Origin of the sequence: uncultured Faecalicoccus sp., assembly GCF_944327125.1 — a bacterium.
Lineage (GTDB): Bacteria > Bacillota_I > Bacilli_A > Erysipelotrichales > Erysipelotrichaceae > Faecalicoccus.
On record NZ_CALVGO010000001.1, the window covers coordinates 39238 to 53940 of the forward strand.

Annotated in this window: 15 protein-coding genes; 11 read left to right on the top strand and 4 right to left on the bottom strand. The window is 40.8% G+C overall.

Annotated elements, in window-relative coordinates:
• From Q0K03_RS00220 to Q0K03_RS00250, 7 genes are read left to right on the top strand one after another with little or no spacing between them, the layout of a single operon-like run.
• Positions 1–798, top strand: a complete 798-nt coding sequence (locus tag Q0K03_RS00220) for a SufD family Fe-S cluster assembly protein (protein ID WP_297236507.1) — start codon at positions 1–3, stop codon at positions 796–798.
• Positions 776–2017 (top strand): aminotransferase class V-fold PLP-dependent enzyme, encoded by a 1242-nt coding sequence (locus Q0K03_RS00225; protein WP_297236509.1) that lies wholly within the window; start codon positions 776–778, stop codon positions 2015–2017. The genes Q0K03_RS00220 and Q0K03_RS00225 overlap by 23 nt, the downstream gene beginning before the upstream one ends.
• Positions 2018–2032: 15 nt before the next feature.
• A complete protein-coding gene (sufU, locus tag Q0K03_RS00230) occupies positions 2033–2473 on the top strand; it encodes a Fe-S cluster assembly sulfur transfer protein SufU (RefSeq protein ID WP_297236511.1) in 441 nt (146 codons plus the stop codon).
• Positions 2470–3873 carry a Fe-S cluster assembly protein SufB gene (gene sufB / locus Q0K03_RS00235; RefSeq protein ID WP_297236513.1) on the top strand — a complete coding sequence of 468 codons (1404 nt, stop codon included), beginning with the start codon at positions 2470–2472 and terminating at the stop codon, positions 3871–3873. Before sufU ends, sufB begins: the two co-directional genes overlap by 4 nt.
• Positions 3866–4396 (top strand): 5-formyltetrahydrofolate cyclo-ligase, encoded by a 531-nt coding sequence (locus Q0K03_RS00240; RefSeq protein ID WP_297236515.1) that lies wholly within the window; start codon positions 3866–3868, stop codon positions 4394–4396. Before sufB ends, Q0K03_RS00240 begins: the two co-directional genes overlap by 8 nt.
• Complete coding sequence (locus tag Q0K03_RS00245; protein WP_297236517.1) at positions 4368–5000, top strand: GDSL-type esterase/lipase family protein; 633 nt, start codon at positions 4368–4370, stop codon at positions 4998–5000. The genes Q0K03_RS00240 and Q0K03_RS00245 overlap by 29 nt, the downstream gene beginning before the upstream one ends.
• Complete coding sequence (locus Q0K03_RS00250) at positions 4997–6046, top strand: hypothetical protein (protein WP_297236519.1); 1050 nt, start codon at positions 4997–4999, stop codon at positions 6044–6046. Before Q0K03_RS00245 ends, Q0K03_RS00250 begins: the two co-directional genes overlap by 4 nt.
• Here the strand turns inward: Q0K03_RS00250 and Q0K03_RS00255 are convergent.
• Together Q0K03_RS00255 and Q0K03_RS00260 are read right to left on the bottom strand one after the other, a co-directional pair.
• Positions 6043–6513 carry an HD domain-containing protein gene (locus Q0K03_RS00255; protein WP_297236520.1) on the bottom strand — a complete coding sequence of 157 codons (471 nt, stop codon included), beginning with the start codon at positions 6511–6513 and terminating at the stop codon, positions 6043–6045. The genes Q0K03_RS00250 and Q0K03_RS00255 overlap by 4 nt on opposite strands.
• 68 nt (positions 6514–6581) lie before the next feature.
• The gene (locus tag Q0K03_RS00260; RefSeq protein ID WP_297236521.1) at positions 6582–6791 is read right to left on the bottom strand and encodes a cold-shock protein; all 210 of its coding nucleotides are present in this window, start codon (positions 6789–6791) and stop codon (positions 6582–6584) included.
• A gap of 275 nt (positions 6792–7066) precedes the next feature.
• Between Q0K03_RS00260 and Q0K03_RS00265 the strand changes: the two genes are divergently transcribed.
• Entirely contained in the window at positions 7067–8509 is a 1443-nt protein-coding gene (locus Q0K03_RS00265; RefSeq protein ID WP_297236522.1) for a leucine-rich repeat domain-containing protein, read from the top strand.
• 74 nt (positions 8510–8583) lie between these two features.
• Here Q0K03_RS00265 and Q0K03_RS00270 read toward each other — a convergent pair whose 3' ends face one another.
• Both Q0K03_RS00270 and rnhC read right to left on the bottom strand, forming a co-directional pair.
• Complete coding sequence (locus Q0K03_RS00270; protein WP_297236523.1) at positions 8584–9102, bottom strand: hypothetical protein; 519 nt, start codon at positions 9100–9102, stop codon at positions 8584–8586.
• A gap of 34 nt (positions 9103–9136) precedes the next feature.
• Entirely contained in the window at positions 9137–9994 is an 858-nt protein-coding gene (gene rnhC / locus Q0K03_RS00275; RefSeq protein ID WP_297236524.1) for a ribonuclease HIII, read from the bottom strand.
• Between the two features lie 76 nt (positions 9995–10070).
• On the opposite strand from rnhC, the gene Q0K03_RS00280 reads away from it, so the two are divergent.
• From Q0K03_RS00280 to uvrC, 3 genes are read left to right on the top strand one after another with little or no spacing between them, the layout of a single operon-like run.
• Positions 10071–10625 carry a CvpA family protein gene (locus Q0K03_RS00280; protein ID WP_297236525.1) on the top strand — a complete coding sequence of 185 codons (555 nt, stop codon included), beginning with the start codon at positions 10071–10073 and terminating at the stop codon, positions 10623–10625.
• Positions 10600–12915 carry an endonuclease MutS2 gene (locus Q0K03_RS00285; RefSeq protein WP_297236526.1) on the top strand — a complete coding sequence of 772 codons (2316 nt, stop codon included), beginning with the start codon at positions 10600–10602 and terminating at the stop codon, positions 12913–12915. The genes Q0K03_RS00280 and Q0K03_RS00285 overlap by 26 nt, the downstream gene beginning before the upstream one ends.
• Positions 12916–12924: 9 nt before the next feature.
• Positions 12925–14691, top strand: a complete 1767-nt coding sequence (gene uvrC, locus Q0K03_RS00290) for an excinuclease ABC subunit UvrC (protein ID WP_297236527.1) — start codon at positions 12925–12927, stop codon at positions 14689–14691.
• Positions 14692–14703 lie beyond the last annotated feature (12 nt).

The following is a 14703-nucleotide window of genomic DNA, read 5'->3' on the forward strand; positions in this document are numbered from 1 at the left end:
ATGGAAAAACAGTATATTGATGTATTTCAAGACGAGCTTTTGATCGATGCGCCTTCCCAGTTGTCGATCCATATTCATAAACAAGCCAGAGGAAGTCTTTTTATCGTTGTTCAAGAAGATGTACAGATTTCCATCGTTATGGATGAACAAAGCTCTTCCCATATTTTGTTCTATAATAAGAATCAAGATAAACTGAAGCTGGATATCCACTCGAATTTGAAAAAAGATGCTGAGTGCAAAATGGGCTTTTTAGATATGGAAACCGATTCGGTTTCTATGGATCTTAAGACTGTTTTGGATGAACCGGGCGCTCATTTTGAATTGATGACAGGTCAGCTGGGACAGGAAAATACGATCAAACATAACAATATTGAGATCTTGCACAAGGCAGGATATACTCAGGGTCTGATGCAGAACTTTGCCGTTCTTTTTGATAAGGCAGATTATCAAATGGTCGCCAATGGAAACATCAAAAAGGGATGTTCCCAGGCTCAGTCTCATCAGGTCACAAGAGTGCTGACCCTTGGAAAAGACCATAAAGCCAAGGTCATTCCGCTTCTTTTGATCGATGAAAATGACGTAAAAGCAAGCCACGCCCAAACAATTGGCCAGCCCGATGAAGATCAGCTCTATTATTTGAAATCCAGAGGACTCTCTCATCGTCAGGCGTTGGGATTGTTGAGTATTGGTTATTTACTTCCGGTTCTTGATTTGATGGACAACGAATCAAAGAAAGAAGAACTGCGGCAGGAAATGGAAAATAAGGTGGGATTATATGGAAACAGAGAAAATTCGTAAAGATTTTCCGATTCTTTCACGGACAATGTCAGGACATCCGCTGATCTATTTTGATAATGGAGCAACGACCTTAAAACCACAGCCTGTCATTGATGCGGTCGTGAATTATTATACCTACCTGGGAGCCAATGCGCATCGTGGAGATTATGAGATGAGTGCCCAGGTAGACAGTGCTTATGAGGGAGCCAGAAAAAAGACGGCCAACTACCTCAATGCATCCTGTCCTGAAGAAATTATCTTTAATTCAGGAAGTTCCGAAGGACTCAACCAAGTCGCTTTGATGCTTACGCAACAGATGCTCGAACCAGGTGACGTTATTTTGAGTGATGAAAGTGAACACGCCAGCAGCGTATTGCCGTGGATGCATGCGTGTAAAGAACACAATTATACATTGGAATATATTCCTTTGGACAATGAAGGAAAGATCACGGTTGAAAATTTTAAGAAGGCCTTGCATCCAAAAGTTAAGGTGGTTTGCCTGGCCCAGGTTTCGAACGTACTGGGGTTTACGGCTCCCATTAAAGAAATCGTCAGACTGGCGCATGAACAAGGCGCCCTGGTTGTGGTGGATGGGGCACAAAGCACTCCGCATCTTCCTATCGATGTACAAGATCTGGATGTGGACTTCTTTGTGTTTAGTGCCCACAAAATGTGCGGCCCGACCGGCGTCGGTGTTCTGTATGGCAAAAAAAGTTTGTTGGATCAATTGGAACCCATTTTTTATGGCGGTGAAAGCAATGCCCGATTCAATCGCTGCGGATCTTTGATCTTAAAAGATACCCCATTGAAATACGAAAGTGGTACACAGCCCATTGAAGGAGTTTTGGGACTGTCGGCTGCAATTGATTATATTGAGTCCATTGGGAAAGAGAACATCCATGCCTATGAAATGGAATTAAAGCGATATTTTATAGAAAAGGGAAAACAGTTGGGCAACATTCATTTTTATAATGAAAATGCCGAAAGCGGCATCTGTACTTTCAATGTTTTTGACAATGGACAAATGATTCCCAGCCAGGATGTGGCCAGTTATTTAAATACAAAGGGAATTGCCGTGCGCTCTGGTACGCATTGCGCCAAGATGCTTGTCGATGTTTTACAGGTGCCGGGAACATGCCGTGCCAGTTTCTATTTTTATAACACTAAAGATGAAATCGATCGGTTGATCGAAGCTTTAAAAGAAGCTACTTTGGAGAACTGTATCAATATATTCTTTTAGAACAGGAGGGGTACAATGAGTGAAATCGATCCTAAATTATTAAGAGATATCATTATGGATCATTATCAGTATCCAAGAAATCACGAATTGACAAATGAAGAAGGGTATTTATCCAAACACATGGCCAGCGATTCCTGTATCGATGATATTACCGTTCAAGTCAAATTGGATCAGGATACGATCCAGGACGTACGCTTTGATGGCGAAGCCTGTACGATTTCAACGGCCAGTACCAGCATTATGTCTGAACTGGTAAAGGGAAAAACCACGCAAGAAGCCAAAGAGATCATTCAAAACTACTTCTCGATGATCGATCAGAAAGAATATGATGAAGATCTTTTAGAGGAAGCTGTTGCGTTTCAAAATGTGGGGAAACAAGCCAATCGAATCAATTGTGCAACCATTGGATGGAAAGCGCTACGAGACATGATCAAAGAAAGTGAAGGGCAATCATGAAGGAAAAAAATGAAATCAATCTCTCAAATGAATATGAATATGGCTTTCATGATGAAGACACCAGTGTGTTCAAGACCCAGAAGGGTTTAAATGAAGACGTTGTCAAAACGATATCGAAAATCAAAAAGGAACCCGAATGGATGCTGGATCTGCGTTTAAAAGCGTATCACTCCTTTGTCGAACAAAAAAATCCAGAATGGGGTCCGGATCTAAGTCATATTGATTTTAACGAATATACGTATTATATAAAACCCAGTGAAAAACAGGAAAAATCCTGGGATGAAGTTCCTGATACGATTCGCGATACTTTCAATAAGCTAGGGATCCCGGAAGCGGAACAAAAGTTTCTGGCGGGTGTCAGCACACAATACGAAAGTGAAGTTGTCTACCATAATATGCTTGAAGAAGTTCAGGAAAAAGGGGTATTGTTCTTTGATACCGATACCGCTTTGAAAGAATGCCCGGAACTCTTAAAGAAGTATTTTGGCAAGATCGTTCCTTACACAGACAATAAATACGCTGCGCTCAATACGGCAGTATGGTCTGGAGGCTCCTTTATTTACGTTCCCAAGGGCGTTACACTAGAAAAACCGCTGCAGTCTTATTTTCGAATCAATTCCATGAGTATGGGACAGTTTGAGAGAACGCTGATCATCGTTGATGAAGGGGCAGATGTGCATTACGTTGAAGGATGTACGGCCCCCATCTACTCCAAAGATTCATTACATGCAGCTGTGGTTGAGATCTATGTTCATAAAGATGCCAAATGCCGCTACAGTACGGTTCAAAACTGGTCCAACAACATTATCAATCTGGTGACCAAAAGAGCAAAAGTTTATGAAAATGGTCATATGGAATGGATCGACGGAAACATTGGCTCTCATATCAACATGAAATATCCGGCCTGTATTCTGGCAGAACCATATGCCAAAGGAACTACGGTTTCCATCGCCGTGGGAAGCAAAGGACAAAAGCAAGATGCCGGAAGTAAAATGATTCACCTGGCTCCTTATACCACCAGTAATATTATTTCCAAATCGGTAGCTCGTCAGGGAGGCGAGGTCAACTACCGCGGTTGGGTTACCCATTCTAAAAATGCGAAATATGCCAAGAGCAAAGTTGAATGTGACACCCTGATTCTTGATAAGTACTCTCGCAGCGACACGATTCCATTGAACTTCTCGCAAAATGATACTTCGCAAATCGAGCATGAAGCGACCGTTTCCAATATATCCGAGGAACAGCTTTTCTATTTGATGAGCCGCGGTTTGTCCCGTTCTCAGGCCACTGAAATGATCGTAATGGGCTTTTTAGAACCATTCACGCGGGAATTACCGATGGAATATGCGGTAGAGCTCAATCAAATGCTCAAGCTTGATATGAGTGATTCGATTGGATAGAAAAGCGACCATTCATAAGCGAAAACATCTTTCGCTCATTCAAAGACAACAAAAAGAAAAGGCAATAGTCCAGAAACTTTTGCCTTTTTTAGAAGGAAACATCGGTGCTTATATGCCGATTTTGGGAGAAGTGGATATCATGGAAGTTTCTTTGGCGAAAGGAAAAGTGTTTCTGCCCAAAGTGCTGGATAACCAGAATATGGAATTTATTCTTTTTGACGGAAACTTAAAAGAAGGCGCTTTTGGTGTTATGGAACCCTCTGGACCCGCCGTGGATCCAGAATCTTTGGATGTGATTGTTGTTCCTATGGTCAACTTTTGCGGATTTCATAGACGAGGATATGGAAAAGGGTATTATGACCGCTATTTAAAAAAGACGAAAGCCTTAAAGATTGGTGTGGCTTTTGATCTTCAGGAAGATGAGTTTTCTACGGGACAATACGATGTGGATATGGATATTTTGATTACCGAAACCAAGTTATGGAGGAATCCGAATGCGAATACTATTTTATGGAGACAGTAATACATGGGGATACGATGCGCAAAGCGGGCTTCGATATACAGAGCGGTTTACCGCTTTGATCCAGAAGGCGTGTCCTGAAGATGAGATCATAGAAGAAGGCCTTTGCGGGCGAACGATTTGTCATGAAGATCCTTACAGCTTTGAGCAGCGAAACGGAACGAAAACGGTTTCCATGGTGATTAAAACACACGTTCCTCTGGACTTGATCGTCATTATGTTAGGAACCAATGATGCCAAACGGGTTTATGGTACCAATGCCGCATCTTCCATCGAAAAGGGGATGGATATGCTTCTTCATGAGGTAATGGATCCAGAGAATTATAAACACGCATCCAAAAAACCGAAGATTCTTGTCCTTTGTCCGCCAAAGATGCATCCAGGCTTTAGAGATCGTGAATTCACATGGGCCAATTTCAGCGAGGAGGGTTATCGTATCATTGAAAATATGAAAGAACCTTTAAAACGAGTCTGTGAGAAGTGGAAAGTGGATTTTTATGATTTGGAAGATGTTGTTGCCGGTCAATTTGATGCCCTGCACCTGGATCTGCAAGGACATCAAAAAATCGCTGAAAAACTGATACCGAAGTTAGGAGAATATCGATGAGCACTAGAGAAAACGCTGTAAAATTCTGGAAATCTTTTGAAAAGGTAGAACGCCAGATCAAAGAGTATCTAACACAACAAAAATATGAAGAATGCATGGAAATCATCGAAGAACTCGATACGGCGGCTTATGAAGATTTCGGCTGCCATTTCTTTGTGGACAATGCCTATTCGGATTTTGAACTGACATGGGATACAGGCCCAAATAAAACCGTTCAGTACATTGCCGATCTTGTTTGCGCCATGGCACCTGAATCGATTTCAAAGTCATGGATATTGAATTCTTCGCTGCCTCCGCTTTCGCAAAAGGCCATTCAAGCTCAGGTCCAGATCAAAGACCAAGTTTATGCGCTTCCTGATTTTCTCCTTTTTTATGAAACAGTGCCTGGACAGGAAACCTGGAACTGTGAGATCTACTGCCCAGGGTTCTCGTTGATCAAAAATTCGGAGAACAAAAAGGAAATGGGAATGTATCTTTTGGAGCTGGCTTTAGGACAATGTGCTTATGAGGCCTATATCTCAAAGGTTGATTTTTTAGATCAGCCTAAAAAGGAGTCGCCTTTCTGTAACTTGGTAGACGCTTATGAAACTTTGATGGAGCATGTAGAAAAGAATCAATGGAAAACCTATAACACTCCGCTTGAAATTTACAGTGTATATCAGCCGATGCAGGATTTTGCCCATGATTCCTTGCGAAAAGATATGAAGTTTATCTTTACGACCCATCCTTTACTGATTGAAGAAACCATTGAAGGGCAAACCGATGTCATAAAAGATCTGGAAGCCAAGGAAGGAGAGTTTGGCTATCTCTATTATTCCAATCCTTTTGGATCTAGAGAAGACGCTCTGTTTCGTCAAAACCTTTCTTCACAGCTCAATGAACTCATGAATAAGACCCATTGTGCCAGAGTGATCGGGGGAGCGATTGGAAAGAGCTACTCCTATATCGATTGGATCGTTTTTGACAGAAACCGTTTTTTAAAGGCTCTTGAACAAATAAAAAAGCAGATCGATCCAAAAGTCGAACTGCATTATCAGAAATTCTAAGTTTGAATGTCCGCCAGGGCATCAATCAAACGCTGTCTTCTGATGCCGGTTGGCGGCTTGTCTGGATTTTCCAGAAAACGAGCCAGAATATCGGCATCTTTCAATAATTCACACAATGGTGAGTCAAAAAGCTCTTTTTTGGAATGCTGAGCGATCGCAAAACAGATATCGTCGATTTCATAGACTTTGAACTCTTTCGATTGCGACAGATACTGGTGAGCGTGCAGGCTGGAAAGCCGGGCATGTTCACTATGGGCGCAATTGTCGATATATTGCGCATAGTCATGGAACAAAGCGGCAATTTTTGCCTTTTCAACTGAAATGGATCGCGTGATGGCCAATAAGGTCACACAGCTGTCCACCATGGCAGTATGACTGATCGCCGCAATGCGCAGAGGCTCATTATGGATTTTGGCAAATTGTTCATAAACAAAGGCCTTTGCCTTTTCGTAACGTGTAAGTTCCATAGCTTTATTATACAATAGATTCAATAAAAAAACGCACCTATGTGCGTTTTTTTGTACAACATCGTACATTATTCAGCTTCGACCACAGTCACATCACTTGCCTGTTTACCGCGATCACTTTCTATGATGTTGTAAGTAACCGTCTGGCCCTCGTCAAGAGTTTTAAATCCTTCAGCGTTGATTGATGAATAATGAACAAATACGTCTTTACCATCTTCACCGGTGATGAATCCATACCCCTTTTCGGCATTAAACCATTTTACCTTACCAGTGTTCATGCAAACCTCCTATTCCATTATCTTCTGTTGTTAACTGAGGGTATAAGTATTCATACTCGCAATCATTCAAGACGATAACTTGATTACCTAAATAATAACACTCATAGACCATTTTGTCCATTTTTTAAAAGGAGATTCTAAAGTATATTATCATATAAATTTACGTTTTATCTGTTGTAAGAACCATGTTAAATTCTACCATTTTCTTTGTTTTTCAGTGCACAACCTTCTTGTTTTGTTGTATTATTAAATTGATAGATTGAGAGGGTTGTACTATGTTGATCAAGGACGATGCACTGCGACAAGTTACCGCACGTACTTTACGTGTTAAAGAAGAAGATTTAACGCCGGAAAAAATGCTGGAGCTGAGACATCTGGAAGCACCAGACTATGAAATCAAGACCTTGGAAGGCCTGGAATACGCCGAAAATCTTGAAGTGCTCAACGTTTCAAATAATAATCTGGAAGAATTGGATCCTATTCGGGATCTGAGAAATCTTGAAGTCTTGGATGTTTCCCGTAACCAGATCCGTGACCTTCAGGCTTTGCATGGACATCGTCAGTTAAAAAAGCTGAATCTGTCCCGAAATAAGCTGTACACGATGGATATCAGCAGTGTGGCGGCCATGATCGATTTGGAATATTTGAATCTGGAGCGGGCAAAAGTAGACAGCCTGGAATACTTGGAACGATGTAAGAAACTAAAAGAAGTGTTCATCAATACAGAAAACGGTCCGTTTAGTTTTGCGATTCTGGGATCTCTGAAGAATCTAAAAAAACTGCATATGGCGGGTATGCGTCTGTTTAATATTCAGGATCTTTCCTACTTGGAAAACATTGAGGAATTGGATCTTTCTACCAACTTGATGAGCGACATTTCTCCGTTGATGCTGATGAAAAAGTTAAAACGTTTGAACCTTTCGAATTGTCCTTATATTCATAATTATGACGTCTTAAAGGATTTTTGTAATCTGACTTCCATCAACATTGCGTTTAACCAGGCAGATAACTTTAATTTTCTTAAAGATCTCGAACTTTGTGAGTCCCTGCATCTGCAGCAGACAGGATTTACCGATTTAAGCCTTTTAAACAAGATGAAGAATTTGAAACGTCTCAACGTTTCTAAAAACGAGATCAAAAACATGAATCGTTTTAAGGCTGTCGAAAATCTTGAAGTTTTCAAGGCGCAGTTCTGTCAGCTGGAAAACATTGATTTTTTGAAGAAAGCTACCAAATTAGTGTATTTGGATCTGTATACCAACCGAATCAAAGACATCTCGATTTTGAAGAGCATGAAAAACATGGTCAATCTGAATGTAGGACGAAACGAGATCAAGGATATTCGATGCTTGAAAGATATGAAACAGCTGCAGATCTTATCTTTGGAAAATAACGATGTCAAAGATATCAGTCCGTTAAAAGATTTGGTGGACCTGTGCAATGTGGATCTTTACAACAATGTGATTTCCGATCTGAAACCATTGGAAAACCTTGGCTTTATATCGTATCTTCGCTTAGACCACAATGCCATTACCGATCTGAAACCATTGGAAAAGCTGAAATTCCTTCGATCGTTAACGCTGAAAGCCAACTATATTACGGATGTTTCACCGTTGAAAGATCTCCAGTTACTGGAAGCGCTCCGACTGGATGATAATCCAATTGAAGATACCAGTGTATTGGAAACGATGAAGTTCTATGATAAGTTCTCTGACTGATGGATAAGACAGGGGAATTGGATCATTGCAGAGTAGAGAAAAAGAATGGATTTCCTATGTGGATGATCCATTTTTTATTTGATAGAAAGAACCAGTTTTGAAATCGGAAGCATTTCCAGAATAACTTCATTTTTTGAAGTGTCAGGCTGCAGATGAGGAGAATATTCATATGTATGTTTGTTTCCTTTTTGATCTACTCCGGATACTTCAAACGTAACGGAATCAAAAGTAACCTCTTTTAACCGTAAGACTTGTGGGTTTTGAAGATAAGGAATTTCACAGAGAGGCAGAATGACACTTTGAATACATAACAACGGTCCCATGATCATGGCAATGATGGAAACTGTGGTATTTATTATCCGTTTCCGCCAGGTCCAGTCGAGCGGTTTTCTTTTTTGAAACAGGAGAATTCCACCGACAATGAGCTGCACAGACAACAACAAGAAAAATGGAATTATGGTATAGCGAATGAAGAGCTTGAGCTCAAGTGGATCGACCGATACCTGACTTTTCCAAAAACACAGCCAGATGGAAACGATGCTCAATCCACACAATATCCATTTCATTCTTCGAAACCATTTTGGATCGTTCATGTTTTCATTATAGTGAAAAGATGTAAGAGCGTAATTAAATATCCGTTAAATCAATACGTTCTGTATTTTTAAAATGCAGCTTGGCAACCTGGAATAAGGCATCACGACCAAATCGCTGGACGAATTCTCGGGCGCAGCGATCAACGTTGGAACCAGCTCCTTTTTCAAAATGAAAATCGTAGGCTTGTTCCATTTTATCCATGGATTCCAGAAAGGCATTTCTTGCCAATATACTGGCGCAGGCCACCGATAAATATTTGTTTTCGGCTTTTGTTTCAAAATGAATGTTTTTGACCACTTCCGGTTCATTCTGAAGATAACGGTAATAGCTTTTTTCCTGGACAAATTGATCAATGATGATCTTTTTAGGAAGGATAAATCCTTTTTTTTTCAAATTGATATATGCCTGATTGTGCAAGCGGCATTTTATATCCACCATGTTGTGTACGGCATGGACAGAATTGTATTTGGCGTTTTGCACGATCAGTATGGAATGTGGGCAACAGGCTTTGATTTGTGGAGCCAGCTGTACGATTCTTTTATCCGGGATTTGTTTGGAGTCCTGGATGTTTAATTCTTTGAGTTTTATGGAAGCATCCCGATCAACGATGCAGGCGGCCACAGTAACAGGTCCAAAATAGTCACCAGTACCTACTTCATCACTTCCTGCCTGCGGATAGATTTCGTAGTCAGAGTCTTCACTTTTCATCCAGTTCAGATCCTGACCCTGAAAGACGACCTTTCCGCTAGTGTAGGCTGTGATCGTACATTCCTCTGTTTTGATTTGATAGTATGTGTAGTCAGGCTGGCTCTCTTTGATGATATGAGAAGAGAGTCTTTCTTTTAAATCTCCAATTTCCTTTGCAGTCATTGTTTTCGTATATGTTGCCATGAAATCACCACCCAAAGTGTATCATAGAATCGGCTTTCTTGCCTTTTTATTGATTGATTTATGATACAATATCAATATGACTTTAAATACACGTTATTTTGTTTATTACGATTTTGGCTTGATTCTGATTGCGGTCTTGATTTTGTTTTTGGCCTATCGAAAAGGTTTTGTTCGACAGCTTACCGATGTGACGACGTATCTGATCAGCTTGATCGTATCGATCCTTTTAAGCCCTGAACTGGCCAGTGTCTTTCCCATTGTATCTCTAGATAACAAAGACAAGCTGTGGGAAATCGTCGATAAAGTAACGATGCCTGTTGTCAACATATTTCTCTGGTTTTTGATTCTCTTTATAGGGCTAAGGATCCTCTACCGTATTTTGGCTTTTGTTTTTTCTTCCAGGAAAAAAACAAAATTATCTTTACTGAACCATCTTTTAGGCTTAGGGCTGGGGATGATCAAAATTTTTCTTCTGGGAATCACGTTGACTCTGGTGCTGCAGTGTCCATTGATTCGCTTTGGTGATGAATTTGTTCAACATTCGGTTCTTCGATATGTGGAGCCTTCGATGGATATTTTGATCGATTATTGGGAAGGAGAAGAGTATGCGCACGGAAATACAATTTCGTAACGAATTAAATCATGCCATTGATTTTGATAAAGTTCTTCAGCAGTTTTCCAGTTATACTTCTTTTTCCTTGAGCTGTGAAAAAATCAAGGCCGCTTTACCGAATTTGAGCTTATATCAGATCCAGGAAGATCTGAAGCTGGTTGAAGATTCCATTCATTTGTTTCAAAGCGGAAGCACGCTTTCACTTCAGGGATGTTTTGATATTGAAGAATCCATAAAAAAAACATCCAAACAAATGACGCTGAGTCCATCTGAACTTTGGGAGATCCAATCGGTATTAACCGTTATAAGACGCGTGATCAATACTTTAAAACAGGAAGAAAAGACCAAGCTCCAGGAATATGCCGCTACCATGGATCCTTGCACAGAATTGATGAAATCGATTCAAAAGTGCGTGGATGCCACCGGGTCCATCAAAGAAGATGCCTCGGTGACGCTGATTCAAAAATTCCATGAGCTTTCTTCAACAAAAAGTGCATTGACCTCCAAAACACGCGATTTTGTCAAACACAACAGTATGCGTTTGATGGAAAATTTAACAACTTCCATTTCAGGAAGGGTTTGTGTATTGGTCAAGGCTTCAGAAAAGAATGCCTTTGGCGGTATGATCCATGGACAATCCCAAAGTGGTTTGGCTTATTACGTAGAACCTTCTGCCTTTGTTCCTTTCAACAATCAGATTCAGCTCGTGCTTTCTCAAATCGAAGAGGAAAAAATGCGGATCTGTAAAGAACTTTCTATGCAGGTTGCCAAAAAAGAAAGAACCCTGTTGTCAAATATGGAAACCTTGACGCTTTTGGATTGTGCATTTGCCAAGGCTCGATGGGCCAAAGACTATGATGGCTGTGTCCCTGTGCTGCAGACCAAAGATCATGCTTTAAAGCTGGAAAATGCCCGGCATCCCATGATTGATCAAAAAAAAGTTGTGGCCAACACTTACCAGTTACGATCCAACCAGAAAATTCTGATGATCACGGGCCCGAATATGGGTGGGAAAACGGTCACTTTGAAAACGATTGGATTATTTGTCGCTCTTTCCCATAGTGGATTTCCAGTATCGGCGCATCATGCCATGATGCCATATTATCGTTCTTTATGGTTTGATATCGGTGATCAGCAGTCTATCGAAAACAACTTGTCGACTTTTTCCAGTCATATATCGTCTTTGTCGAGGATCTGTTCTTCTTGCGATCGGCATTCTTTTGTCCTGCTGGATGAAGTGGGCAATGGAACCGATCCCCTGGAAGGAAGTTCACTGGCGATTGCTATACTGGAGTATCTGGCCCATAAAGAGGCTACCATTATCACAAGTACACATTATAATGCGGTCAAGACATTTGGGAAAACGCATCCTGAAGTTTTAGTTTCAACCATGCAGTTCGATAAAGACACCCTGCAGCCTACCTATCGCTATATTCCTGGAGTCTCCGGTGCAAGTTATGCGTTCTATATTGCCCGTCAGTATCAGTTGGATCCTAAGATCCTGGAAAGAGCCAAAGCGCTTAAGGAAGAGGCAGAAGATCTGAACAATAAGGAATTGGAAAAGCTGGAACGTCTTCAAAATGAAGTCGTACAGGAAAAAGAAAAGTTTGACCAACTGATTCGTAAGGCACATCAGATACAAAAAGAAGCCGATGAGAATAAACGAAAATGGGAAAAAGAGAAAGAGCGTTTTGACAAAGAGTATAACGAAAGGCTTCAAGAAATGCTTGCCCAAAAAGAAAAAGAGGCCGATGAGTTGTTTAAAGAGCTTCATAAAAAGGATACTTTGAAGCTTCATGAACAGACGAAATTTTTTCATGACTTGTCCCAATTGGAACCGGAAACAAAAGAACAAAACAACGATGAAGTCTTTTCTGTGGGAGACTACGTTAAGATTGCGGATCTGAATACTCATGGAGAAATCATTGATTTAAAGAAAAAAGAAGCCACTGTTCTGACCAATGGTATGAAAATGAAGGTCAAGACCAATACACTGCATAAAATAAAACGTCCCAAGGTACAACAGCCGGTTTTCAAACAAAGAAAAGAAAAGGTATTTACCCGCGTTCCTTTGGAATTAAATATTATCGGATATCATGTGCAGGAAGGGCTTTCGGCATTGGATCATTATTTAGATCAATGTGTAGCTCATCAAATCAAACAAGTTCGCATTATTCACGGAATGGGAACAGGAAAACTAAGAACGGCTGTTCTTAATGATTTAAAAAAACATCCCAATGTAAAGGAATACATGGCAGCAGGTCCCAGCGATGGCGGTTTAGGAGCGACCATTGTTGTTTTAAAGTAGGTGAACGATATGGCAATATCTGAACTTCTAAAAAACAAGCTGGCTCTTTTACCGGATCAGCCCGGCTGTTACATCATGAAAGACGTCCGGGGAAACATTCTGTATGTCGGTAAGGCCAAGGTCTTAAAAAATCGGGTACGCAGTTATTTTCATGGGGTTCATGACAATAAAACGACCCGTCTTGTTTCCCGAATACACGATTTTGAATTTATCGTGACCGGCAGCGAAAAAGAGGCCCTTCTTCTGGAAATCAATCTGATCAAGAAGAATCAGCCTCCCTTTAACATCATGTTCATGGATGACAAAAGTTATCCTTACATTGTGATGACCAAAGAGAAATATTTTACTGTGCAGGTTACACGGAACATCAAGAATAAAAAAGATGAATATTTTGGCCCTTATCCCAGTGCACAGTCTTGTTATGATATCGTAAAGCTGATCAATCGGCTGTATCCGATCCGCAAATGCAAGACCATGCCCAAAACCCCTTGTCTGTATTATCACATGCATCAATGTTTAGGGCCTTGTTTCCAGAAAATCGATCATCAGGAAAATGAAGGATACCGAAAACAGATTCGCCGTTTTCTTCAAGGCGATTCCAGTGAAGTGATCAAAGTGGTTAAAGATAAGATGGAGAAAGCTTCTTTGAACCTGGAGTTTGAAAAGGCACAGGAATACCACGAGATTCTTCAATCCATTGAACATGTGATGGAAAAACAGACCATTGATTTCAAGGACCGCAAGATTCGCGATGCCTTTGGGTATTATGAAGACAAAGGATATATCTCTTTGCAGGGATTTTTTATTCGCAATGGAAAACTTTTGGAGCGCACCTTGGCTATACAGGAGCTGTTTGAAGATCCCATGGAGGCCTTTGTCAGTTTTATTCTGCAGTATTATCAACAAAATATGATTCCTAAAGAGATCCTGGTTCCTGAAGGGACACCGGTGGAACTTTTAGAACAGGTGCTGCAGTGTAGAGTCTATATTCCGCAAAGGGGAGCGAAGAAAGCTTTGCTTGATCTGGTAAAGAAAAATGCCAGAGAAGCCCATGAACAGAAATTTGAACTGGCTTTGCGCAAAGACAAAGAGCTGGCGCAAGCCAATCAGAGACTTTCCTCGTTGATGAAAAAAGAGATCCATACAGTAGAACTGTTTGATAATTCCCATATTCAAGGAGCGTTCAATGTGAGCGGGCTGGTCGTTTACGAAGACGGAAAACCGGATAAAAGCCAATACCGGCATTATAAACTCGACACTTATCAAAGCGATGTTGACAGTATGAAAGAAGTTTTATACCGAAGATATTTTCGTCTTTTGATGGAAGACAGAAAAATGCCGGATCTCTTGATCGTGGATGGAGGAAGCCAGCAGATCCAGGCGGCCAAACAAATCAAGGAAGAATTGGGAATCGATTTGATGATTGCCGGGCTGGTCAAAGACGATAAACATACCACCAGAGCTTTGATGAACGAAGATCTTCAGGAACTTGCACTGGATAAGAAAGAACCTTTGTTCTTTTTGTTGACGCGAATGCAGGACGAGGTCCATCGTTATGTAATCACATATCATAGAAAGATTCGATCGCAATCGATGACCAGATCCATCCTGGATACGATCGAAGGAATCGGACCGAAGCGAAAAAAAGAATTGTTGAAACATTTTAAAAGCATGAAAAAAATCAAGGAAGCCTCTGTGGAACAGCTTCGTGAAGTTCTTCCGGAAAAGACGGCTTACTTAGTCTATGCTCAGTTTCATAATGGGAAAGAATCATGATATAATACGGCC

Excerpts from the sequence above, each read along its gene's own strand:
- Q0K03_RS00220 (WP_297236507.1), top strand. The coding sequence starts at position 1 with ATGGAAAAACAGTATATTGATGTATTTCAAGACGAGCTTTTGATCGAT.
- Q0K03_RS00225 (WP_297236509.1), top strand. The coding sequence starts at position 776 with ATGGAAACAGAGAAAATTCGTAAAGATTTTCCGATTCTTTCACGGACA.
- sufU (WP_297236511.1), top strand. The coding sequence starts at position 2,033 with ATGAGTGAAATCGATCCTAAATTATTAAGAGATATCATTATGGATCAT.
- sufB (WP_297236513.1), top strand. The coding sequence starts at position 2,470 with ATGAAGGAAAAAAATGAAATCAATCTCTCAAATGAATATGAATATGGC.
- Q0K03_RS00245 (WP_297236517.1), top strand. The coding sequence starts at position 4,368 with ATGCGAATACTATTTTATGGAGACAGTAATACATGGGGATACGATGCG.
- Q0K03_RS00250 (WP_297236519.1), top strand. The coding sequence starts at position 4,997 with ATGAGCACTAGAGAAAACGCTGTAAAATTCTGGAAATCTTTTGAAAAG.
- Q0K03_RS00255 (WP_297236520.1), bottom strand. The coding sequence starts at position 6,513 with ATGGAACTTACACGTTACGAAAAGGCAAAGGCCTTTGTTTATGAACAA.
- Q0K03_RS00260 (WP_297236521.1), bottom strand. The coding sequence starts at position 6,791 with ATGAACACTGGTAAGGTAAAATGGTTTAATGCCGAAAAGGGGTATGGA.
- Q0K03_RS00265 (WP_297236522.1), top strand. The coding sequence starts at position 7,067 with ATGTTGATCAAGGACGATGCACTGCGACAAGTTACCGCACGTACTTTA.
- Q0K03_RS00270 (WP_297236523.1), bottom strand. The coding sequence starts at position 9,102 with ATGAACGATCCAAAATGGTTTCGAAGAATGAAATGGATATTGTGTGGA.
- rnhC (WP_297236524.1), bottom strand. The coding sequence starts at position 9,994 with ATGGCAACATATACGAAAACAATGACTGCAAAGGAAATTGGAGATTTA.
- Q0K03_RS00280 (WP_297236525.1), top strand. The coding sequence starts at position 10,071 with ATGACTTTAAATACACGTTATTTTGTTTATTACGATTTTGGCTTGATT.
- Q0K03_RS00285 (WP_297236526.1), top strand. The coding sequence starts at position 10,600 with ATGCGCACGGAAATACAATTTCGTAACGAATTAAATCATGCCATTGAT.
- uvrC (WP_297236527.1), top strand. The coding sequence starts at position 12,925 with ATGGCAATATCTGAACTTCTAAAAAACAAGCTGGCTCTTTTACCGGAT.